The organism is Plantibacter flavus (assembly GCF_002024505.1).
Taxonomy (GTDB): Bacteria; Actinomycetota; Actinomycetes; order Actinomycetales; family Microbacteriaceae; genus Plantibacter; species Plantibacter flavus_A.
Genome location: NZ_CP019402.1, coordinates 1,771,297 through 1,790,314 on the forward strand (window position 1 = coordinate 1,771,297; position 19,018 = coordinate 1,790,314).

The window sequence follows — 19,018 nt, forward strand, 5'->3', positions numbered from 1 at the left end:
TCAGTCCTTGTCGGCCTGCAGCAGCTCGTCGCGGACCTGGCGCCGCAGCACCTTGCCGATGAGTGACTTGGGGAGTTCGTTGACGACGACGACCCGCTTCGGCACCTTGTACGGGGTGAGGATCTCCCGCGCCCAGGCTCTGAGCGCGTTCGCATCCACGGTGGCACCGGGAGCCGCGACGACGGCCGCGACGACCTGCTCGCCGGAGTGGGGATCGGGGAGACCGACGACGGCGGCGTCGGCGACCGACGCATGTCCACGGAGCACCTGCTCGACCTCGCTCGGCGACACGTTGAACCCGCCGGTGATGATGAGCTCCTTGATCCGGTCGACGACGGTCATGAACCCCTCCTCGTCGATGGACACGATGTCGCCGGTGCGGAACCAGCCGCCTGGGAGCAGGACGGCGGCGGTCTCCTCGGGCTTGTTGTAGTAGCCGCGGAAGACCTGCGGGCCGCGGACGAGCAGCTCGCCCGCCTCGCCGGCCGGACGGTCGGTCTCCGGGTCGTCGGGATCCACGACGCGCACCTCGGTGCTCGGCAGCGGGAGGCCGATGGTCCCGGGCTTCCGTGCGGTCGAGACCGGGTTCGCGGAGATGACCGGTGAGCACTCGGAGAGCCCGTAGCCCTCGACGAGGAAGCCGCCGGACGCGGCTTCGAACGGGACGACGAGGTCGTGCGGCAGCGGCATCGCTCCCGAAATGGCGATCTCGGTGCCCTGCAGCGACACGCCCTGCTCGGTCGCCGCGGTCAGGAGTCGGTCGGCGATGGGCGGTACGGCGGGCAGGAAGGTCGGCGGTCGCTTCTTCATGACCTTGAGGACGAGCGCCGGGTCGAACTTCGGGAAGAGGACGAGGCGCGAGCCCATGCTCATGGCGAAGGTCAGGCAGAGCGTCAGGCCGTAGGCGTGGAACATCGGGAGCACCGCGTAGACGACGGCCTCCCCGCGCTTCACCGTGGGCACCCAGGCTCGGGACTGCGCCGCGTTCGCGAGCAGGTTGCCGTGGGTGAGTGCGGCCCCCTTGGGCGAGCCGGTCGTCCCGCTCGTGTACTGGATGAGCGCGAGGGCGTCGGTCGCGGGCTTCGGGTGGCTCGCCGGCAGCGGCGCCGAGGTCAGGAGCTGTTCCCACCGCACGGTGCCCGAGACCGGTGCGGTGAGCTGGGCCCGTGAGGCTCTCGCCTTCGGGATGGGCAGACGGAGAGCGGCGCGCATGTGGAGCGGCATCGCCCGGGTCACGTCGATCGTCACGAGCGAGTGCACCGCCAGGTCGGCCGGGAAGTCCTGCAGGTGCTCGGCGACCTTGTCCCAGACGATCGCGAACGTCGCGCGGTGGTCCTCGAACTGGTGGCGGAGCTCTTGGGGGGTGTAGAGCGGATTGTGCTCGATGACGACGGCACCCAGCCTGAGGACGGCGTAGAACGCGACGATGTGCTGCGGGCAGTTCGGGAGCATGAGGGCGACGGGGTCGCCCGCCCGGACACCGAGTGCACGCAGGCCCGCGGCGGCACGGGCGATCAGCGCCTCGAGCTCCGTGTAGGTGGTGGTGGACCCGAAGAACTCCAGCGCGACGGCGTCCGGGTAGCTCGCCGCCGAGGCCTCGACGAGATCGCCGAGGCTGCCGGTCTGCTCGGGGATGTCGTCCGGCACGTCGGCGGCGTAGCTCGCGAGCCACGGACGCTCGTGCGGGGGACGGGGACGGCTGCTCGAGTCGTTCTGGGTCACCGTTCCACTGTAGGGGCGGAGCCCGACGGACGACCACGTCCCTGGCGAATAGACTGGAGCGACCGCCACCGCTACACGTACGGGAGACGCATGTCGGAAATCACTACCGAGCAGGTCGCGCATCTCGCGAACCTCGCTCGAATCGCCCTGAGCCAGGACGAGATCGCCCACCTCACGACGGAGCTCGACTCCATCGTGGACAACATCCAGAAGGTGCAGCAGGTGGCCACGCCTGACGTCCCGGCGACGAGCCACCCGATCCCGCTCGAGAACGTGTACCGCGACGACGTCGTCGGCAACACGCTCACGCGCGAACAGGCGCTGCAGAACGCGCCGGAATCGGCCGACGGCCGCTTCAAGGTCTCGGCGATCCTGGGGGAGGAGCAGTGAGCGGATTGATCGGTCTCACGGCAGCGGAGCTGTCGAGCAAGCTCCGCGCGGGCGAGGTCTCCAGCGTCGAAGCCACCCAGGCCCACCTCGACCGCATCGCGCAGGTCGACGGCGACGTCCACGCCTTCCTCCACGTGTCGGACCACGCGCTCGCCGTCGCCGCCGACATCGACGCACGCCGTGCCGCTGGCGAGGACCTCGGCGAGCTGGCGGGCGTCCCGCTCGCCATCAAGGACGTCCTGGTCACGACCGACATGCCGTCCACCTCGGGGAGCAAGATCCTCGAGGGGTACCTGTCGCCCTTCGACGCGACCGTCGTCGCGCGGTCACGTGCCGCCGGTCTCGTGCCGCTCGGCAAGACGAACATGGACGAGTTCGCCATGGGCTCGAGCACGGAGCACTCGGCGTACGGCCCGACCCACAACCCGTGGGACCTCGACCGCATCCCCGGCGGTTCCGGCGGTGGCTCCGCTGCCGCGGTCGCCGCGTTCGAGGCGCCCATCGCCCTCGGCAGCGACACCGGTGGTTCCATCCGCCAGCCGGCGCACGTGACCGGCACGGTCGGCGTGAAGCCCACCTACGGCGCGGTCAGCCGCTACGGGGCGATCGCACTCGCCTCCTCGCTCGACCAGGTCGGACCGGTCAGCCGCACGGTCCTCGACTCGGGCCTCCTCCACGACGTCATCGCCGGGCACGACGCCCTCGACTCCACCTCGCTCCGCGACGCGTGGCCCTCGATGGCTGCTGCGGCCCGTGAGGGCGCGCGCGGCGACGTGCTGCGCGGCCTCCGGGTCGGCGTCGTCACCGAGCTCAACGGTGAAGGCTTCCAGGCCGGTGTGAAGAGCCGCTTCCAGGAGGCGCTCGCGGTCCTCGAGGCGAACGGTGCCGAGATCGTCGAGGTCTCCGCTCCGAACTTCGAGTACGCCGTCGCCGCCTACTACCTCATCCTCCCTGCCGAAGCGTCGAGCAACCTCGCGAAGTTCGACTCGGTGCGCTTCGGGATGCGGGTCACGCCCGAGGGTGGCGGCACGGTCGAGCAGGTCATGTCCGCGACGCGCGAGGCCGGCTTCGGTCCCGAGGTGAAGCGACGGATCATCCTCGGCACCTACGCGCTCAGCGCGGGCTACTACGACGCCTACTACGGCAGCGCCCAGAAGGTCCGGACGCTCATCCAGCGCGACTTCGCGGCGGCGTTCGACCAGGTCGACGTCCTCGTGAGCCCGAGCGCCCCGACGACGGCGTTCAAGCTGGGCGAGCGCATCGACGACCCGCTGGCGATGTATCTGAACGACGTCACCACCATCCCGGCGAACCTCGCCGGTGTGCCCGGCATCAGCGTGCCGATCGGTCTCGCGCCCGAAGACGGTCTGCCCGTCGGCATCCAGTTCATGGCGCCAGCACGGGAGGACGCCAGGCTCTACCGGGTCGGCGCCGCCCTCGAGGCGCTCCTCGAATCGACGTGGGGGCACACCCTCATCTCGCAGGCACCCGCTCTCGGAGGTCGGTAACCCATGGCCAAGGACAAGCTCCTCTCCTACGAAGAAGCCCTCGAACTGTACGAGCCGGTGCTCGGCTTCGAGGTGCACGTCGAGCTGAACACCAAGACGAAGATGTTCTCTTCGGCACCGAACGGCTTCGGCGACGCTCCGAACACGAACATCTCGCCGGTCTGCCTCGGTCTGCCCGGATCGCTCCCGGTCGTGAACGAGCAGGCGGTGCGGTACTCGATCAGCCTCGGGCTCGCCCTCGGCTGCTCGATCGCACCCTCGAGCCGGTTCGCGCGGAAGAACTACTTCTACCCCGACCTCGCGAAGAACTACCAGATCTCGCAGTTCGACGAGCCGATCGCCTTCGAGGGCTCGGTCGACGTCGAGCTGGCCGACGGCACCATCGTGACGGTGCCGATCGAGCGCGCGCACATGGAGGAGGACGCCGGCAAGCTCACGCACATCGGCGGTTCCACCGGCCGTATCCAGGGTGCCGAGTACTCGCTCGTCGACTACAACCGCGCCGGTGTGCCGCTCGTCGAGATCGTCACGAAGCCGATCTACGGCACCGAGCACCGGGCGCCCGAGATCGCGAAGGCCTACGTCTCCGCGATCCGCGACATCGTCGTGGCGCTCGGCATCTCCGACGCGAAGATGGAGCGCGGGAACCTCCGCTGCGACGCCAACATCTCGCTGCGCCCGCGCGGCCAGGAGAAGCTCGGCACGCGCACGGAGACGAAGAACGTCAACTCCCTGCGTTCCGTCGAGCGCGCCGTCCGCTACGAGATCCAGCGGCAGGCTGCGATCCTCAAGGACGGCGGATCCATCGTCCAGGAGACGCGGCACTGGCACGAGGACACCGGGGCCACGTCCGCCGGCCGGCCGAAGAGCGACGCCGACGACTACCGGTACTTCCCGGAGCCCGACCTGCTCCCGGTCGTGCCGTCGCCCGAACTCATCGAGGAACTCCGAGCGGCCCTGCCCGAGCAGCCGGCGGTCCGCCGCCGTCGGCTGAAGAGCGAGTGGGGCTTCACCGACCTGGAGTTCCAGGACGTCGTGAACGGTGGTCTGCTGAACGAGATCACGGCCACCGTCGAGGCCGGCGCCGCTCCGGCCGCCGCACGGAAGTGGTGGACGGGTGAGATCTCGCGGATCGCGAACCAGCGCGACGTCGAGGCGACCAGCCTCGTGTCGCCCGAGCACGTCGCGGCACTCGCTGCGCTCGTCGAGGACGGAACGCTCAACGACAAGCTCGCGCGCCAGGTGCTCGAGGGCGTCATCGACGGGGAGGGCACTCCTCAGGAGGTCATCGACGCTCGCGGTCTCGCGCTCGTGTCCGACGACGGTCCGCTGATCGCCGCCATCGACGAGGCACTGGCCGCTCAGCCTGACGTCCTCGCCAAGATCCGCGACGGCAAGGTCCAGGCGGCCGGCGCGGTCATCGGCGCCGTGATGAAGGCGATGCGCGGACAGGCCGATGCGGCACGTGTGCGCGAACTCGTCCTGGAACGCGCCTCGCAGTAGCGGTCACTCCTGCACCATCGGGCCCGTGCCAGCGTCAACGACGGCGGCACGGGCCCGATGTCGTCGGCCAGGGGAAGCCCTGGTGCCGACTGCTGGCCCGGCATACACTTCCGCCATGCTGGTCGAAGGCACCATGCGGTGGCAGGTCACGGAAGACGCTCCGATGGCCCTCATGCTGGCGCTCGCGTTCCGCGACATGGCAGGGCTCGGGGAGCGATGCGTCGCGCAGCTTCCCGCCGTCACGCCGGGGCTGGAGCGGATCGACGTCGCCGGCCTCGACCTCGACGCGCTCGCGGTCCAATTCGACGGCTGGTGGACCGGGATCGCTCGTCGCGACACGCGCCTCTTCATGGCCGAGGTCCGTCCACCACACTTCGAGGTGTTCGATCGAGCCCTCGACCTGCAGGAGCTCGCCTACCGGGCGTACGACGAGGCGCACCGATGGGCGTCGGCTCGGATCCGTGAGTACGAACGCGCACTCGCAGGTCGATCGCCGAGCCGTCTCACCGACGTCTACGAACTCATCCGCGAGCGCCAGTTCGAGTTGCGTCGGCAATCCAGCTCGTTCCGGTTGGACCTCGAGGTGCTCCCGATCTGCCGACCGGGGGCCTGGGTGGTCGCGCCCGACACGATCGTGGTCAGTGAGTCGCTCCGGGACGACCGGGAGGCCTTTCGCGAATGGCTACGGCCGCTGGTCCACGGCCTGGTCTGATCCGCTTGCGACGCGCTCGACCGGCCGACGGGTCGGGTTCAGGAGCACGACCGCGATGATCGAGCCGACAGCGCCGGCAGCCGCCATCGCGGCGGTGAGCGGGTGGGAGATCTCCGCGAAGGGCATGATGAAGGCGCTCGCGAGAGCGATCCACACGGCGACGTGCGTTGGCTTGCGCTCGGGGTCGAGGCGCAGCTTGCGGGGGTGCTCGACGCGGCCGAGGAGTGTGCCGACGCCCGCGAGCAGGACCGCGACGACGAGCAGCACGACCGGTCGGGTCCACCACCATGCCGCGCTCAGCGGTTCCGCGAAGGGGATGCCGAGGGCGAGCTGGAGACCGGCGACCGCGATGATCAGGGGGAGATGCCAGAGGTACACCGTCATCAGCCGGGACCCGATGAGGAAGACGACGGCTCGCGCGGCGCGGGTCCGCATGATCGCCGTGAGCAGCGGGTGCACCAGGGCGAGCAGGGCGAGCTGCCCGACGCCGAGGACGACGAGGGGGAGGGTCGGTGGGTTGAGGTTGCCGAGCATGCTGGTCGAGTACGGCAGCCAGGTCGTGATCGGCACGAGCGCACCGTAGGAGACGAGCACCACGGCCACGAGGACGAGGCGAGGGACGGTGCGGAGACGACCATCGGCCAAGAAGAACCCGAACTGCTGCAGCAGCGGCCAGACGAACACCAGGTTGACGAGACCGATGCCCAGGAGGCCGGTCGAGTACCGGACGACGTCGACGAGGATCACGCCGGCCAGCAGGGCCGCACAGGTCAGGACGGGGTGGCGGTCGTGCCAGGTGGCCAGGAAGGGCGCGACCGCCTGGCACAGCAGGTAGGCGGCCAGGAACCAGAGCGGGGACCCGACGCCTGCGGCGACGGCCTCGATGATGGCGGGGTCGACACCGAGCGCCCCGGCGAGCCACAGCCCTGCGGCGAGGAAGAGCAGGACCGGGATCGTCGGCAGGGCGAGTCGGAACACCCGGGACCGGAGGAAGTCGCTGGTCCCGCCACCACGTCTGACGGTGCTGCGCCAGCCGGTGATCGTCGCGAAGCCGCCCACGATGAAGAACAGCGGCATGATCTGGCCGAACCAGGTGCCCGTGTCGAACCACGGCTGCTGCTCGAGCGCCCGGGAGATGCCGATCGCGCCGTCCGGCTCGACCGCCACGGCGACCATCAGGAGGTGGACGACGACCACCGTGACGACGCAGGCGACGCGCACGAGGTCAAGGGCGAGGTCCCGCCCGGAGAGGTCTGGGACCGCCGGGGCCGACCCGGTCCGCGTTCGCGTGCTCATCGCCGGACAGCCTAGCGTCGCCGGACACTCCCGCCTCGGCCCTTGTGGAGAGCGTGTCGGAGGCGACTGCGACAATGGAGGCATGAGTCGGCAGGATGGAGCGTCTCGTCGCGTCTCGGCGCACGATGCCGACGACAGCGGTACCCCCATCCTCCATGTCGACATGGACGCGTTCTTCGTCTCGGTCGAGCTCTTGGAACGGCCCGAGCTGCGCGGTCTGCCGATCATCGTCGGCAACAAGGAGGGGCGGTCGGTCGTCACCTCCGCCAGTTACGAGGCTCGCCGGTACGGCGTGCGCGCGGCGATGCCGGTGTCCCAGGCGATGCGGCTCTGTCCGAGCGCCGTCGTGCTGCCGCCCCACCACGGCCGGTACCGCGAGTACTCCGACCGGGTGATGGAGGTGTTCGAGTCGGTCACACCGCTCGTCGAACCCCTGAGCATCGACGAGGCCTTCCTCGACGTCTCCGGCGCGGTCCGGTTGCTCGGGAGCCCGCGGACGATCGCCGCGCTCGTGAAGCAACGGGTCCTCGACGCGACCGGCTTGCCGTGCTCGGTGGGCCTGGCGGCGACGAAGTACGTCGCGAAGCTCGCCTCCGGCCTGTCCAAGCCCGACGGTCTGCTGGTCGTGCCGGCCGACGAGACCCTGGCGTTCCTCCACCCGTTGCCGGTCGGTGCACTGTGGGGCGTCGGTGGTCGGACGGAGGAGCAGCTGACGAACCGGGGCATCCGGACCATCGGTCAGCTCGCCTCCACCCCGCTGTCGATGCTCCAGCGCGCGGTCGGTGAAGCCTCCGGTCGCCGACTCCTCGAGCTCGCGAACGGGATCGATCCGCGCGGCATCGAGCTGGCACGTCGCGAGAAGAGCGTCAGCCACGAGGTGACCTTCCCGACCGACGTCTCCGACCCGACCATCCTCAAGCGCGAACTGCTGAACCTCGCCGGCCTCGTCGCGATCCGACTCCGGAAGGGCGGCTACGCCGGCCGGACGATCAGCATCCGCGTGCGCTATGCGGACTTCAGCGTCGTCACCCGGTCGCGCACCATCGGCGAGGCCACGAACGTGGGCCGGCGGGTGTACGACGAAGCGGCCTCGCTGTTCGACGACCTCGATCGCGGCGGACGCCTCGTGCGCCTCGTGGGGGTGAAGGTCGACCAGCTCGTCCCGGCCGATGAGGCCGGTGCCGGGCTCTGGGACCCGGACGAGGAGTGGCGTGAAGCCGAGCAGACGATCGACCGGGTCGCAAGCCGGTTCGGCGATCTCGCGATCGCCCCCGCCTCCCTCCTCGGCAAGCCGAGGCGTCGCGGACTCGGCAGTCGCGGAGACTCGCAGGGTGCTGGGAGCACGGATCAACCCCTTGGACCGGGAGATGCCGAGCGATAGCCTCGCCGTATGACGAATCTCGTGGAGAAGCTGGCAGAACAGGCGAAGGGGCTCGGCGTGACCGCGGCCTATGGGGAGCAGCAGGACATCGACGGGACGAAGCTCGTGCCCGTCGCGCTGACGTACTACGGCTTCGGCGGCGGCTCCGAGGGCGACGGCGACGACGCCCCGAGCGGCGGTGGCGGCGGTGGCGTCTCCATCCCCGTCGGTGCCTACATCAAGACCGACGAGGGTCTCCGTTTCGACCCGAACCTCATCTCGCTGATCGCCGTCGCGATCCCGTTCATCTGGGTGAGCGGCAAGGCGCTCGCCGGCCTCATCAAGGCTCTCAAGAAGTAGCCCCCTCCGTCCAACCCCTGTCGTGCGACCGCGCACGGCAGGGGTTAGACTCGTGCCACCACGGGAGTCCGGTGAACCGGGCTGAGAGGAAGGTATTCGCCTTCGACCGTCGAACCTGATCTGGATCATGCCAGCGCAGGGAGACCATTTCTCGCTATCCCGTGCTCTTTTCCGTCTACAGGAAGGGCACGTATCGTGTCAGCATCGACTAAGGTATCACCCTCTGAACGCGCTGTGTCGCGGACCTTGCGCTGGAGGGTCGTCGACATCGTCGTGGTCGCCGTACTCGGCGTCGCGACCGGCCTCATCTTCTGGGCGTGGAACACGCTCGGATCACTCTGGTACGCGGGTGCCAGCGCCGTCACGCCCGGTTTCGGCGGGATCGCCGTCGGGATCTGGCTCCTCGGCGGGGTGCTCGGCGGACTCATCATCCGGAAGCCCGGCGCTGCCCTCCTCGTCGAGACCATCGGGGCGATCGTCTCCGCCCTCATCGGCAACGCATGGGGCATCACGACGGTGTACTCCGGGCTCGCTCAGGGCCTCGGTGCCGAGCTGGTGTTCGCGGCGTTCGCGTACAAGCGCTTCGGCCTCGTTCCGGCGATCCTCGCCGGGGCCGGTGCCGGGGCCGGCGCGTGGCTCCTCGAACTCGTCATGTCGGGCAACCTCGAGAAGGGTGTCGAGTTCAACGCGATCTACCTCGGTTCGCTGCTCGTCTCGGGCGCGATCCTCGCCGGTGTCGTCGGCTGGGCACTCGTCAGGGCACTCGCGTCGACCGGAGCGCTCAGTCGGTTCGCGTCGGGGCGGGACGCTCGGCGCGAGGTCTGATTGTGCCGGGAGCGGCTGCGACCGGTCCGGCGCGCGTCGTCGCGCGGGACTGGGGGTGGCGGCATGCCGGTCGGAAGGCCTGGGCGGTGAGCGACCTCGACCTCGTGATCGAACCGGGCGAGCGGGTCCTCCTGCTGGGGGCGTCCGGTGCCGGCAAGTCGACGCTGATCCACGCACTGGCCGGCGTGCTCGGCGGAGCGGACGAGGGGGAGTCCCACGGCTCGCTCCTCGTGGACGGCGTTCCGCCTGAACGAGCGAGGGGTCGCATCGGGCTCGTGCTGCAGGATCCCGACTCGCAGGTGATCCTGTCCAAGGTCGGCGACGACGTCGCCTTCGGCTGCGAGAACCTCGGCATCGAGCGCGAGGAGATCTGGCGCCGCGTCGACGCCTCGCTGGAGGCCGTCGGACTGGACCTGCCGCTGGACCACTCGACCTCGGCGCTGTCCGGCGGTCAGAAACAGCGGCTGGCCCTCGCCGGCGTACTCGCCATGCAGCCCTCGCTCCTCCTGCTCGACGAACCGACCGCGAACCTCGACCCGGCCGGGGTGGCCGAGGTGCGGGACGCCGTCGCTCGGCTGGTCGATGACGGTTCGTCCACCCTGGTCGTCATCGAACACCGCGTCGACGTCTGGCGCGAGCTGATGACCAGGGTCGTCGTGCTCGACGCCGACGGCGGTGTCCTCGCCGACGGGCCACCCGACCTCGTCCTCGACGACGTCGGGCGGCGCCTGGCCGATGCGGGCGTCTGGGTGCCGGGCGTCCCGCTGGGGTTGGCCCCTCGTCCGGTGTCCGGCCCGTCAGCGGCGGTCATCACGACCGACGACCTGGCGATCGGTCGAACGCGGAAGCAGCCGGTGCAGGAGCACCTGGGGCTCGCGGTGCCCGAAGGCGCGGCGACCGTCATCGTCGGCCCCAACGGCGCGGGGAAGTCCACGCTCGCGCTCACGCTGGCGGGACTGCTGCCGGAGATCACGGGGACGGTGACCGCCGCTCCGCAGCTCGCCGGCAGGCTGGGATCCCGGCCGATCCGCTGGAAGTCGACCGAGTTGCTCACGCGCATCGGGACGGTCTTCCAGGATCCCGAGCACCAGTTCGTCTCATCGACCGTGCGGAACGAGCTCGGTGTCGGCCTGCAGGCCCTCCGCTGGTCCCGGACCGCCATCGATGAGCGGGTCTCCGAGATCCTCGATGCGCTCGGTCTCGGTCGTCTCGCCGAGGCGAACCCGTTCAGTCTCTCGGGCGGTCAGAAGCGCCGGTTGTCGGTGGCCACCGTCCTCGCCGCCCGGCCGGCGGTCATGGTCCTCGACGAACCGACGTTCGGGCAGGATCGACGCACGTGGTTGTCACTCGTCCGCCTGCTGCAGCACGAGCTCGAACGCGGCGCGACGATCGTCTCCGTCACGCATGACGCGGGGGTCGTCGAGCATCTGGGCGACCATCGCATCCTCCTCGAACCGCCGGAGCTCCGGAGGCGGGCCGCATGACGAGCCTCACGGCAGCGGAGCGCTCGACGGTGCTGCACCATCGACCGCCGCTCGATCGGGTGAATCCGGTAACAAAGGTGCTGGCCGTCCTGATCCTGTCCGTCCCGTTGCTGCTGACGATCGACTGGGTGAGTGCGAGCACGGCGGTCCTGCTCGAAGTGATGCTGTTCCCGCTCTCCGGCCTGCGGTTCACCGCGTTGCTGAAGCGGGCCCTGCCGGTGCTCGTCTTCGCGCCCATCGGCGGGATCAGCATGCTGTTGTACGCGAAGCCGGGAGGGACGGAGTACCTGTCGCTCGGGTTCGTCCGCGTGACGGACAACTCGATCGAACTGGCGGTCGCCGTGACGATCCGCGTGTTGGCGCTCGGTCTCCCGACGATCCTGCTCTTCGCGCGGGTGGACCCGACCGATCTGGCCGACGGCATGTCCCAGATCGCGAAGCTGCCGTCGAGGTTCGTGCTCGGGATCCTCGCTGGAGCGCGGATGCTCGGACTCTTCATCGACGACTGGCGCAGTCTCGCGCTCGCCCGTCGTGCCCGTGGCTTGGGGGACCGGGGAGTGGTCCGCCGGTTCGCCTCCATGGCCTTCGTCCTGCTGGTGTTCGCAATACGAAGGGGGAGCAAACTCGCGACGGCGATGGAGGCGCGGGGGTTCGGGGCGCCGATCGAACGCACCTGGGCGAGACCGTCCCGCCTGGGCCGGGCCGATCTCGTGGCCGTCCTGGTGACGGTCGTGATCATGGCCCTCGCGCTGTCCACGGCCGTCCTCGCCGGTACGTTCCGGGTCGTGGGTCAGTGAGCGCGGTCCCGCCGGTCCTGCTCGTCGACGGTCGCTCGGGCACGGGGAAGACGACGCTCGCCTCTTCGGTGGCGTCCGCGTTGACCGACAGCACGGTCATCCACATGGACGACCTGTATCCGGGGTGGGAAGGGCTCGAGGAAGGTGCTCGACTCCTCGTCGAGTGGATCGTCAGACCGTTCGCTGAGCGGCGCGCGGGGGAGTGGCGGCGCTGGGACTGGGAACGGTCCGCCCGTGCGGAGGTGCACCTCGTGCCGAGCGACCGTCCACTCATCGTCGAGGGTTGCGGCTCGTCGTCGCGGGCGTCGCGGGTGCTCGCCGACACGGTGCTGTGGCTCGACGCGCCGATGGTGCAGCGCACGGACCGCCTCATCGGGCGCGGTGACGGTGTGGACTGGCTCGCGGGGTGGACCCTCCAGGAGGACGCGTTCATCGAGCGGGAGCGGCCCGACCTCGATGCCGGGCTCCGCATCGAGGCGACCGGCGCGGCGGACCAGGTCTCCGCACTCGTCCTCGACGCCCTCGCTCACGACAGTCGTGGACGTTGGAATCCTTGGTTGCGCGAGTGACGATGAGCGTCCGGGTATCGGTCCCTGAGCTTGTCGAAGGGTCAGGGCTCGGGTTCCGGTCCCTGAGCTTGTCGAAGGGGTGTGCCCCCGGCAGGATTCGAACCTGCGACCAAGAGATGAGAAGGGTCCGCGATGTCGTGTGAGGTGCCCCCGGCAGGATTCGAACCTGCGACCAAGAGATTAGAAGGCTCCTGCTCTATCCCCTGAGCTACGGAGGCGGGCGTCGTCCAGGATACCGCAGCGGTGTCTCAGGCGCCGACGCCGAGGAGGCCGAGGACACCGAAGACGAGCGACAGGGCTGCGAGGACGAGGGCGATGCTGATGAGGATGACGTGCACGCGCAGGAACGTCGTCGCACGTCCCTGATCATCGCGGGCACGCGGGTCGGCGACGATCCGCTTGAGGAAGCGGGGCCAGACGACGACGTTGTAGACACCGTTGACGAGCAGCAGGACGGAGATGGCGATGATCACCGCTCGAGTCTACGGAACCGGCGGCGTCGGTCGTGCTGAGTAGACTCGACCCATGAGCACAGCTGGGGACCGTCTGGTCTGGATCGACTGCGAGATGACCGGACTCGAGCTGGAGGTCGACGAACTCGTCGAGATCGCCGTCGTGATCACCGACTTCGAACTGAACATCCTCGACCCGGGTTACTCCGTCGTGATCAAGCCCGATCAGTCGGCACTCGACAACATGGGTGAGTTCGTGACGAACATGCACCGCACCTCGGGGCTGCTCGAGGAGATCCCGAACGGCGTGAGCGTCGCGGACGCGGAGTTCCAGGTCATCGAGTACATCCAGCGCTTCGTCCCCGACGAGTCGAAGGCTCCGCTGGCAGGGAACACCATCGGGACCGACCGAGGGTTCCTCGCGCGCTACATGCCACGACTCGACGCCCACCTGCACTACCGCAACGTCGACGTCTCCTCGATCAAGGAACTCGCCCGTCGGTGGTACCCGCGTGTCTACTTCAACGCCCCGTCGAAGCACGGCGGTCACCGCGCGCTGGCGGACATCCTCGAGTCGATCCGTGAGCTCGCCTACTACCGCGGAGCGTTGTTCGTCGACCTCCCCGGCCCGTCCTCCGACGACGCGAAGCAGGTTTCGGAAGCGGTCGTGTCACGGTACGCCCCAAACATGTAATAGACTCATCCAGTCGCTTGTGACGCGGTCTCCGCGGAGCAGGTCGCATGGTGGGTATAGCTCAGTTGGCAGAGCGCCTGGTTGTGGTCCAGGAGGTCGCGGGTTCAAGCCCCGTTACTCACCCCATGTCGTACAGAAGCCGGAGGATCCCTCCGGCTTCTGTCGTATCCGGGGAGCGGGCATGTTGGAGCTGGACACCGAGCCGTTCGAAGCCCTCGTGGTGGACGAACTCGACCGCTTACCCGACGAGATGGTCGACGGTCTCGACAACGTCGTCTTCGTCGTCGAGGATCGCCCTGAGAACGGCACGCTCGACACGCTCGGGTTGTACGACGGCGTCGCCTTGACGGAGCGTGACCGCTACGGCTTCGGCGAGATGCCCGACCGGATCATCGTCTACCGCGAGCCGCATCTGGCGGCATGCGAGACGCTCGACGAGCTCGCCGACGAGATCCACACCACCCTGGTCCACGAGATCGCGCACTTCTACGGGATCGACGACGAGCGGCTGCACGAGCTCGGCTGGGCCTGAGATCCGCCTCGCCCACCGAGTCGTGTTTCCGGTGTGTTGCAAGTGCCTCGGAGTTCCGGGTGCGCCTCCGGCGAGCGAGTAGCCTGGGGACATGCGCGAGATCCAGGCCCGCATCATTGCGGAACTCCATGTCAGCCCCACGATCGACCCGGCGGCCGAGGTCCGTTCCCGGATCGACTTCCTGAAGTCGTACCTGCGGGCGACGCACACGAAGGGGTTCGTTCTCGGCATCAGCGGGGGGCAGGATTCCTCGCTCGCCGGGCGCCTGTGCCAGCTGGCGGTGGAAGAGGTCCGAGCCGAGGGTGGGGAGGCCCGGTTCGTCGCCGTCCGTCTGCCGTACGCCGTGCAGCATGACGAGGATGACGCCCAGTTGGCGTTGTCGTTCATCCGCCCGGACGACTCCGTCGTGTTCAACATCCAGCGCGCGGTCGACGGGTTCGAAGCCGAGTACGCGGATGCGACCGGCGAACCCCTCAGCGACTTCGTCAAGGGCAACGCGAAGGCCCGGGCACGGATGGTCGCCCAGTACGCGATCGCCGGTCAGCAGGGGCTCCTGGTTGTCGGGACGGACCACGCGGCCGAGGCGGTCACCGGCTTCTTCACGAAGTTCGGCGACGGCGGAGCCGACGTGCTCCCGCTCAGCGGCCTGACGAAGCGTCAGGGGCGAGCCCTCCTGGAGTCGCTCGACGCTCCGGAACGGCTCTACCTGAAGGCACCGACCGCCGATCTCCTCGACGGCACTCCCGGCCAGACCGATGAGGAGAATCTCGGACTCAGCTACCAGCAGATCGACGACTTCCTCGAGGGGAGCGAGATCGATCCGGTGGCCGCCGAAGCGATCGAGGCCCGGTATACGGCGACGGAGCACAAGCGCCAGGTCCCGGTCAGCAAGTTCGACACCTGGTGGCGCTGACCACGAACCCCTGACACGAAGACGGCGGCCCGATCGGTTGATCGGGCCGCCGTCTGTCGGTCTCGCGGTCAGCTGACGCTGGACTGCTTGCGTTCGGCTTCCAGGACCGCGACGTCGTCGATGATGCGCTGCGTCGTGCTGGTGTTGATCGTGCCGCCCGTCGAGCGGGTGATGTCACCGGGCCGTGAAGCCGGCGCGGTGGATGCGGGCTTCACCTCGGCGTACTGCTCGTGGTGCTGCTTGGCGACCCAGGACTCCTGCTCCGCGACGAGCGCCTGTTCCGATCCGCTGGACTCGGCGCGCCAGCGACGGAGGTCGCCGTCGAAGTCCTTCCGGGCCCGTGCCGGCTTCTTCGACCACTCGACGAGGCGGTCGCGGAAGTCCTCGACCACCGGGTCCAACTCGTACCCGAACGTCGCGGAGTTGCGCTTCATCTCGTGGAGCTGGTGGTTCGCCCAGTCCGCGGCGACGGCCGCACCCTTGATCGGGCTGAGTCGCACGAGCGTGTCGGCCTGGGCGACCGCCCGGTCGCTCAGCACCTGCTCCTGCGGGGTGAGCGAGTTCCAGACGCTGGCCTCGGTGGCGGCGTCGACGAGCGCCAGGATCGCGACGTTCTTCTGCTCTCGATCGCGCTGGTCCACGATGGCCCGAAGCGCGCGACGGCTTGCGCCGGCGGCGACGAGGGAGGACACCACGACGGCCACGATGAAGAGGGCCGCAGCGAACAGCATGGGGCGGACCTCAGCTGAGGTCACCCACTCTACGAAGTCATTCCACCACTGCATGGCCCGCAGACTACCCCTCGTTCGGGCGTGAACACGGGCGACGCACCGGGTTCGACGGGAACGGCGGGAGGGTCGTCGCTCAGTTGCGGAAGGCGTCGATGGCGACCGCGAGATCGCTGAAGCTGCCCAATGGGGCGTACCCGAGGACGGCCGGTCGGAACCGGTTGGCCCGGTACTCCGGAACGCCGTCCGCTCCAACGGCCTCGATGTTGCCGAGCACGCGGCCGTCGGGGGTCGTCACGCGCCAGTAGCCGGGACGGATGCTCAGGGCGTTGGGCATGGGACTCCTCCTGCGCTGGTGGGGTGATGCCGGACGGGGACTGCCGGCTGGTACTCGTCAGCGTATGCGGGGCCACCGACATCGGCCCTGGTCGGAGCGGAACGAGAGTCCTCCACAGCGAGGTGCGCGGTTGTGGACATCGACGAAGGCCGCCCGGCTCGACACAGGGCCTACGGGATCGGTGAGGCTGGCAGCGCGTCCGGGGTGGCGATCGGCACGGACCCGCCCCGGACGCTTCGGTGATCCACCGCCAGGATCGACGAACCGACAGGAGAGGAACCCATGAACGACCAGATCACCGTCTGCGGGCACGTCGCGACAGACCCCAAGCACCATCGCACGACATCCGGGCTGGACATCACCAGTTTCCGCCTGGCGTCGCAGCAACGTCGGTACGACCAGAAGCAGGGCTCCTGGGTGGCGCAGGAGACGAACTGGTACACGGTGAGCGCCTTCCGTGGATTGGCGACCGCCTCCGCCGCATCGATCGTCAAAGGACAACGTGTGATCGTGCTCGGTCGGCTGCGGATCCGCGACTGGGAGCAGGGTGAGCGACGAGGAACGTCGGTCGACATCGAAGCCGATCACATCGGGCCCGACATCGGCTGGAAGCCGAAGGGGGCCGTCGAGTCGCCGGTCGGAGCTGGGGCGAGTCCGGCGTCCGCCGCATCCGAGTCGACCGGATCCGGAACCGGGGAGTGGGCGTCGGCGTCGCCGCAGGACACGCCGTTCTGACGCGCCACGTAGACTGCTCGACGTGCAGAAGAGCCTCCGCGACCGCCCCGCCTCAGCCGTCACCTCGATCCGTCGCCGCTCGTCGATCGCCGGCGTCCGGGCCGGCGTGGTGCTCGGCCTGCTCGGCATCGTCGTGACGGGTTGCACCCAGCCCGCTCCCGAGCCGACGGCCACGCCGAGCCAGACGCCGACCGCCACTGAGACGGCTCCGGCGGCACCGGTGCTGCTCCCCGAGGGCACCGCCACCGACAACCTGCCGTTCTTCGACGCGGTCAACGCCGCCACGCTCGCCGCAAACCCCGCCGCTGGCGGCCAGGCGATCATCGACGGTCTCGTCGCCGCCGGCTTCCCGAAGGCGGAGATGGAGGTCTCCTCGGACACGACGAGCATCGGCGAGCCGGCCGACTCGATCCAGTTCGCCATCCGGTGGCAAGGACAGTGCATCCTCGGGCAGAACGGGCCGGCGACGGGATACCACTCGTCGGTGGTGTCGCAGCTCGACACCGGGCGATGCCTCGTCGGGGTCACCCGCGCGATCGACTGGTAGAGCCGCTGACCACTCCCGGGCTGGTGCAAGCAGTGAGCATGCCATAACCTGACATTTCAGATATCGCCACCTCCTGGGTGGCTCGATCCGGAATCGAGGGCCCGCATGACCGCCAACCCATCACCTGGCGGGGAACCTGCCACCGAGGCCGTCTTCCTGGCCGACGGACGTCTCGCCGTCGCTCCGGCGGCGCTGGCGCACACGCTCAAGCCTCGTCACCTGGCGCTGCTCGCCCTCGGTGGCATGATCGGCGCCGGGCTCCTCGTGGCGTCGAGCACGGCGATCCTCGCAGCGGGGCCCGGCGTGATCCTCGCGTACGCCCTGGCCGGCGTGGTCGTGGTGCTCGTCATGCGCATGCTGGGGGAGATGGCCTCCGCGTCGCCCGAGACCGGGTCGTTCTCCGCCTACGCCTCGCGATTCATCGGACCCTGGGCCGGTCTCGCGATCGGATGGCTCTACTGGTGGTTCTGGGTCGTGGTCGTCGGCATCGAGGCGACCGCCGCAGCGCAGATCGTGAGCCAGTGGGTGCCAGGTCTCCCGCAATGGATCCCGGCGCTCGTCATCACCGTCGCGTTCCTCGCCGCCAACCTCGTCTCGGTGAAGTCCTTCGGTGAGTTCGAGTTCTGGTTCTCGTCGATCAAGATCGCGGCCGTGATCCTGTTCATCGCGCTCGGATCGCTCATCATCGTCGGCGTCGTCCCGACCGAGACGGCGACCGTCGCCAACCTCGCTCCGACCGACGGGGGCTTCCTGCCGTTCGGCATCGGCGGCGTCCTGGCGGCCCTGCTGCCGATCATCTTCTCGATGTTCGGTGCCGAGGTCGCCACGATCGCGGCAGGAGAATCGGTGGACCCGAAGGGTGCCGTCCGGCGAGCGGTGAACTCGGTCGTCTGGCGGATCCTGCTGTTCTACATCGGCTCGATCCTGGTCGTCCTCATCGTGGTGCCGTGGACGGAGATCACGCCGGGGATCAGCCCCTTCGTCACCATGCTGCACGCCGCCGGGATCCCCGGTGCCGGGGTGGCGATGGACATCATCGTCTTCACAGCCCTGTTGTCGACGCTCAACGCGTCGCTGTACACGGCGTCGCGCATGCTGTTCTCGCTCGGGGGCCGCGGGGAGGCTCCGCGAGCGGTCCGCGCGACGACGCGACGCGGCACGCCGGCGGTCGCGATCCTGTGCTCGGCCGTCGTCGGGCTCGTGTGCGTCCTGTTGAACTACCTCGCACCGGACGAGGTCTTCACGTTCCTCGTCAACTCCACCGGCGCGATCGCGATCTTCGTGTGGATCGTGATCGCCGTCGCCCAACTGCGCAGCCGACGGTTCGACCAGATCTCGGCGTCGGAGAGCTGCGACCGCGTCGGCGGGATCCGCATGTGGGGACACCCGTGGCTCACGGTCATCGTCGTCGTCGCGCTCGTCGCGCTGCTGGCGTCCATGTTCTTCGGCGGACCCGCCCGGCTCCTCGAGGTGACGACGAGTTGCGCGATCGCGGCGGCGGCCGTCGTCGCGGGCGTCGTCGTGCAGCGCAGACGGCGGGTCCGGCCGTAGACT

Annotated in this window: 21 protein-coding genes, 2 tRNA genes and 1 riboswitch; of the genes, 17 read left to right on the plus strand and 6 right to left on the minus strand. The window is 69.2% G+C overall.

Annotated elements, in window-relative coordinates; genetic code table 11:
• Positions 1-1,722 carry a long-chain-fatty-acid--CoA ligase gene (locus tag BWO91_RS08340; protein WP_240555744.1) on the minus strand — a complete coding sequence of 574 codons (1,722 nt, stop codon included), beginning with the start codon at positions 1,720-1,722 and terminating at the stop codon, positions 1-3.
• 90 nt (positions 1,723-1,812) lie between these two features.
• Here BWO91_RS08340 and gatC point away from each other — a divergent pair, with 90 nt between their 5' ends.
• The 4 genes from gatC to BWO91_RS08360 all read left to right on the plus strand — a co-directional run bounded on the left by gatC (position 1,813) and on the right by BWO91_RS08360 (position 5,835).
• Positions 1,813-2,112 carry an Asp-tRNA(Asn)/Glu-tRNA(Gln) amidotransferase subunit GatC gene (gatC, locus tag BWO91_RS08345; RefSeq protein ID WP_064295120.1) on the plus strand — a complete coding sequence of 100 codons (300 nt, stop codon included), beginning with the start codon at positions 1,813-1,815 and terminating at the stop codon, positions 2,110-2,112.
• Positions 2,109-3,620 carry an Asp-tRNA(Asn)/Glu-tRNA(Gln) amidotransferase subunit GatA gene (gene gatA / locus BWO91_RS08350; RefSeq protein ID WP_079002286.1) on the plus strand — a complete coding sequence of 504 codons (1,512 nt, stop codon included), beginning with the start codon at positions 2,109-2,111 and terminating at the stop codon, positions 3,618-3,620. Before gatC ends, gatA begins: the two co-directional genes overlap by 4 nt.
• Positions 3,621-3,623: 3 nt before the next feature.
• Positions 3,624-5,123: an Asp-tRNA(Asn)/Glu-tRNA(Gln) amidotransferase subunit GatB gene (gatB, locus tag BWO91_RS08355; RefSeq protein ID WP_064295122.1), complete on the plus strand. Its 1,500-nt coding sequence runs from the start codon at positions 3,624-3,626 to the stop codon at positions 5,121-5,123.
• Between the two features lie 115 nt (positions 5,124-5,238).
• On the plus strand, positions 5,239-5,835 hold the full coding sequence (locus BWO91_RS08360) for a hypothetical protein (protein WP_064295123.1): 597 nt from the start codon (positions 5,239-5,241) through the stop codon (positions 5,833-5,835).
• On the opposite strand, the gene BWO91_RS08365 is transcribed toward BWO91_RS08360, so the two are convergent.
• Positions 5,806-7,131, minus strand: coding sequence for an acyltransferase family protein (locus tag BWO91_RS08365; protein ID WP_079002287.1), 1,326 nt, complete (start codon positions 7,129-7,131; stop codon positions 5,806-5,808). The two genes, BWO91_RS08360 and BWO91_RS08365, sit on opposite strands and share 30 nt — an antisense overlap.
• A gap of 82 nt (positions 7,132-7,213) precedes the next feature.
• Here BWO91_RS08365 and dinB point away from each other — a divergent pair, with 82 nt between their 5' ends.
• The 6 genes from dinB to BWO91_RS08395 all read left to right on the plus strand — a co-directional run bounded on the left by dinB (position 7,214) and on the right by BWO91_RS08395 (position 12,526).
• Entirely contained in the window at positions 7,214-8,512 is a 1,299-nt protein-coding gene (dinB, locus tag BWO91_RS08370; protein WP_079002288.1) for a DNA polymerase IV, read from the plus strand.
• Between the two features lie 9 nt (positions 8,513-8,521).
• Positions 8,522-8,851, plus strand: coding sequence for a hypothetical protein (locus tag BWO91_RS08375; protein ID WP_064295126.1), 330 nt, complete (start codon positions 8,522-8,524; stop codon positions 8,849-8,851).
• 50 nt (positions 8,852-8,901) lie between these two features.
• Positions 8,902-9,010, plus strand: a riboswitch (TPP riboswitch).
• Between the two features lie 75 nt (positions 9,011-9,085).
• The gene (locus BWO91_RS20215) at positions 9,086-9,676 is read left to right on the plus strand and encodes an ECF transporter S component (RefSeq protein WP_079002289.1); all 591 of its coding nucleotides are present in this window, start codon (positions 9,086-9,088) and stop codon (positions 9,674-9,676) included.
• Between the two features lie 86 nt (positions 9,677-9,762).
• Entirely contained in the window at positions 9,763-11,160 is a 1,398-nt protein-coding gene (locus tag BWO91_RS08385) for an ABC transporter ATP-binding protein (protein WP_240555746.1), read from the plus strand.
• Entirely contained in the window at positions 11,157-11,957 is an 801-nt protein-coding gene (locus BWO91_RS08390; RefSeq protein ID WP_079002290.1) for an energy-coupling factor transporter transmembrane component T family protein, read from the plus strand. Before BWO91_RS08385 ends, BWO91_RS08390 begins: the two co-directional genes overlap by 4 nt.
• Positions 11,954-12,526 (plus strand): hypothetical protein, encoded by a 573-nt coding sequence (locus BWO91_RS08395; protein ID WP_079002291.1) that lies wholly within the window; start codon positions 11,954-11,956, stop codon positions 12,524-12,526. The genes BWO91_RS08390 and BWO91_RS08395 overlap by 4 nt, the downstream gene beginning before the upstream one ends.
• A 145-nt stretch (positions 12,527-12,671) precedes the next feature.
• On the opposite strand, the gene BWO91_RS08400 is transcribed toward BWO91_RS08395, so the two are convergent.
• Positions 12,672-12,744: transfer RNA gene (locus tag BWO91_RS08400), tRNA-Arg, on the minus strand.
• Positions 12,745-12,774: 30 nt separating this feature from the next.
• The gene (locus tag BWO91_RS08405; protein WP_064295131.1) at positions 12,775-12,999 is read right to left on the minus strand and encodes an SCO4848 family membrane protein; all 225 of its coding nucleotides are present in this window, start codon (positions 12,997-12,999) and stop codon (positions 12,775-12,777) included.
• Positions 13,000-13,051: 52 nt separating this feature from the next.
• Here BWO91_RS08405 and orn point away from each other — a divergent pair, with 52 nt between their 5' ends.
• From orn to nadE, 4 genes are all read left to right on the plus strand, one after another.
• Positions 13,052-13,672, plus strand: a complete 621-nt coding sequence (orn, locus tag BWO91_RS08410) for an oligoribonuclease (RefSeq protein WP_064295132.1) — start codon at positions 13,052-13,054, stop codon at positions 13,670-13,672.
• Positions 13,673-13,722: 50 nt separating this feature from the next.
• Positions 13,723-13,798, plus strand: a tRNA-His gene (locus BWO91_RS08415).
• A 55-nt stretch (positions 13,799-13,853) separates the two neighbouring features.
• Positions 13,854-14,204, plus strand: coding sequence for a metallopeptidase family protein (locus BWO91_RS08420; protein ID WP_079002292.1), 351 nt, complete (start codon positions 13,854-13,856; stop codon positions 14,202-14,204).
• 91 nt (positions 14,205-14,295) lie between these two features.
• Positions 14,296-15,117 carry an ammonia-dependent NAD(+) synthetase gene (nadE, locus tag BWO91_RS08425; RefSeq protein ID WP_079002293.1) on the plus strand — a complete coding sequence of 274 codons (822 nt, stop codon included), beginning with the start codon at positions 14,296-14,298 and terminating at the stop codon, positions 15,115-15,117.
• Between the two features lie 68 nt (positions 15,118-15,185).
• On the opposite strand, the gene BWO91_RS08430 is transcribed toward nadE, so the two are convergent.
• Positions 15,186-15,848: a hypothetical protein gene (locus tag BWO91_RS08430; RefSeq protein WP_064295135.1), complete on the minus strand. Its 663-nt coding sequence runs from the start codon at positions 15,846-15,848 to the stop codon at positions 15,186-15,188.
• Between the two features lie 133 nt (positions 15,849-15,981).
• Positions 15,982-16,182: a hypothetical protein gene (locus BWO91_RS08435; protein WP_064295136.1), complete on the minus strand. Its 201-nt coding sequence runs from the start codon at positions 16,180-16,182 to the stop codon at positions 15,982-15,984.
• 282 nt (positions 16,183-16,464) lie between these two features.
• Here BWO91_RS08435 and BWO91_RS08440 point away from each other — a divergent pair, with 282 nt between their 5' ends.
• From BWO91_RS08440 to BWO91_RS08450, 3 genes are all read left to right on the plus strand, one after another.
• Positions 16,465-16,917, plus strand: a complete 453-nt coding sequence (locus BWO91_RS08440) for a single-stranded DNA-binding protein (protein WP_079002294.1) — start codon at positions 16,465-16,467, stop codon at positions 16,915-16,917.
• A gap of 22 nt (positions 16,918-16,939) precedes the next feature.
• Complete coding sequence (locus BWO91_RS08445; RefSeq protein WP_240555748.1) at positions 16,940-17,464, plus strand: DUF6993 domain-containing protein; 525 nt, start codon at positions 16,940-16,942, stop codon at positions 17,462-17,464.
• A 105-nt stretch (positions 17,465-17,569) separates the two neighbouring features.
• Entirely contained in the window at positions 17,570-19,015 is a 1,446-nt protein-coding gene (locus BWO91_RS08450; protein WP_079002295.1) for an amino acid permease, read from the plus strand.
• Positions 19,016-19,018: the final 3 nt, after the last annotated feature.

Coding starts and splice junctions, on each gene's coding strand:
- gatC (WP_064295120.1), top strand. CDS start 1,813: ATGTCGGAAATCACTACCGAGCAGGTCGCGCATCTCGCGAACCTCGCT.
- BWO91_RS08375 (WP_064295126.1), top strand. CDS start 8,522: ATGACGAATCTCGTGGAGAAGCTGGCAGAACAGGCGAAGGGGCTCGGC.
- dinB (WP_079002288.1), top strand. CDS start 7,214: ATGAGTCGGCAGGATGGAGCGTCTCGTCGCGTCTCGGCGCACGATGCC.
- BWO91_RS08450 (WP_079002295.1), top strand. CDS start 17,570: ATGACCGCCAACCCATCACCTGGCGGGGAACCTGCCACCGAGGCCGTC.
- BWO91_RS08390 (WP_079002290.1), top strand. CDS start 11,157: ATGACGAGCCTCACGGCAGCGGAGCGCTCGACGGTGCTGCACCATCGA.
- BWO91_RS08365 (WP_079002287.1), bottom strand. CDS start 7,131: ATGAGCACGCGAACGCGGACCGGGTCGGCCCCGGCGGTCCCAGACCTC.
- BWO91_RS08435 (WP_064295136.1), bottom strand. CDS start 16,182: ATGCCCAACGCCCTGAGCATCCGTCCCGGCTACTGGCGCGTGACGACC.
- orn (WP_064295132.1), top strand. CDS start 13,052: ATGAGCACAGCTGGGGACCGTCTGGTCTGGATCGACTGCGAGATGACC.
- nadE (WP_079002293.1), top strand. CDS start 14,296: ATGCGCGAGATCCAGGCCCGCATCATTGCGGAACTCCATGTCAGCCCC.
- gatB (WP_064295122.1), top strand. CDS start 3,624: ATGGCCAAGGACAAGCTCCTCTCCTACGAAGAAGCCCTCGAACTGTAC.
- BWO91_RS08420 (WP_079002292.1), top strand. CDS start 13,854: ATGTTGGAGCTGGACACCGAGCCGTTCGAAGCCCTCGTGGTGGACGAA.
- BWO91_RS08360 (WP_064295123.1), top strand. CDS start 5,239: ATGCTGGTCGAAGGCACCATGCGGTGGCAGGTCACGGAAGACGCTCCG.
- BWO91_RS08440 (WP_079002294.1), top strand. CDS start 16,465: ATGAACGACCAGATCACCGTCTGCGGGCACGTCGCGACAGACCCCAAG.
- BWO91_RS08430 (WP_064295135.1), bottom strand. CDS start 15,848: ATGCTGTTCGCTGCGGCCCTCTTCATCGTGGCCGTCGTGGTGTCCTCC.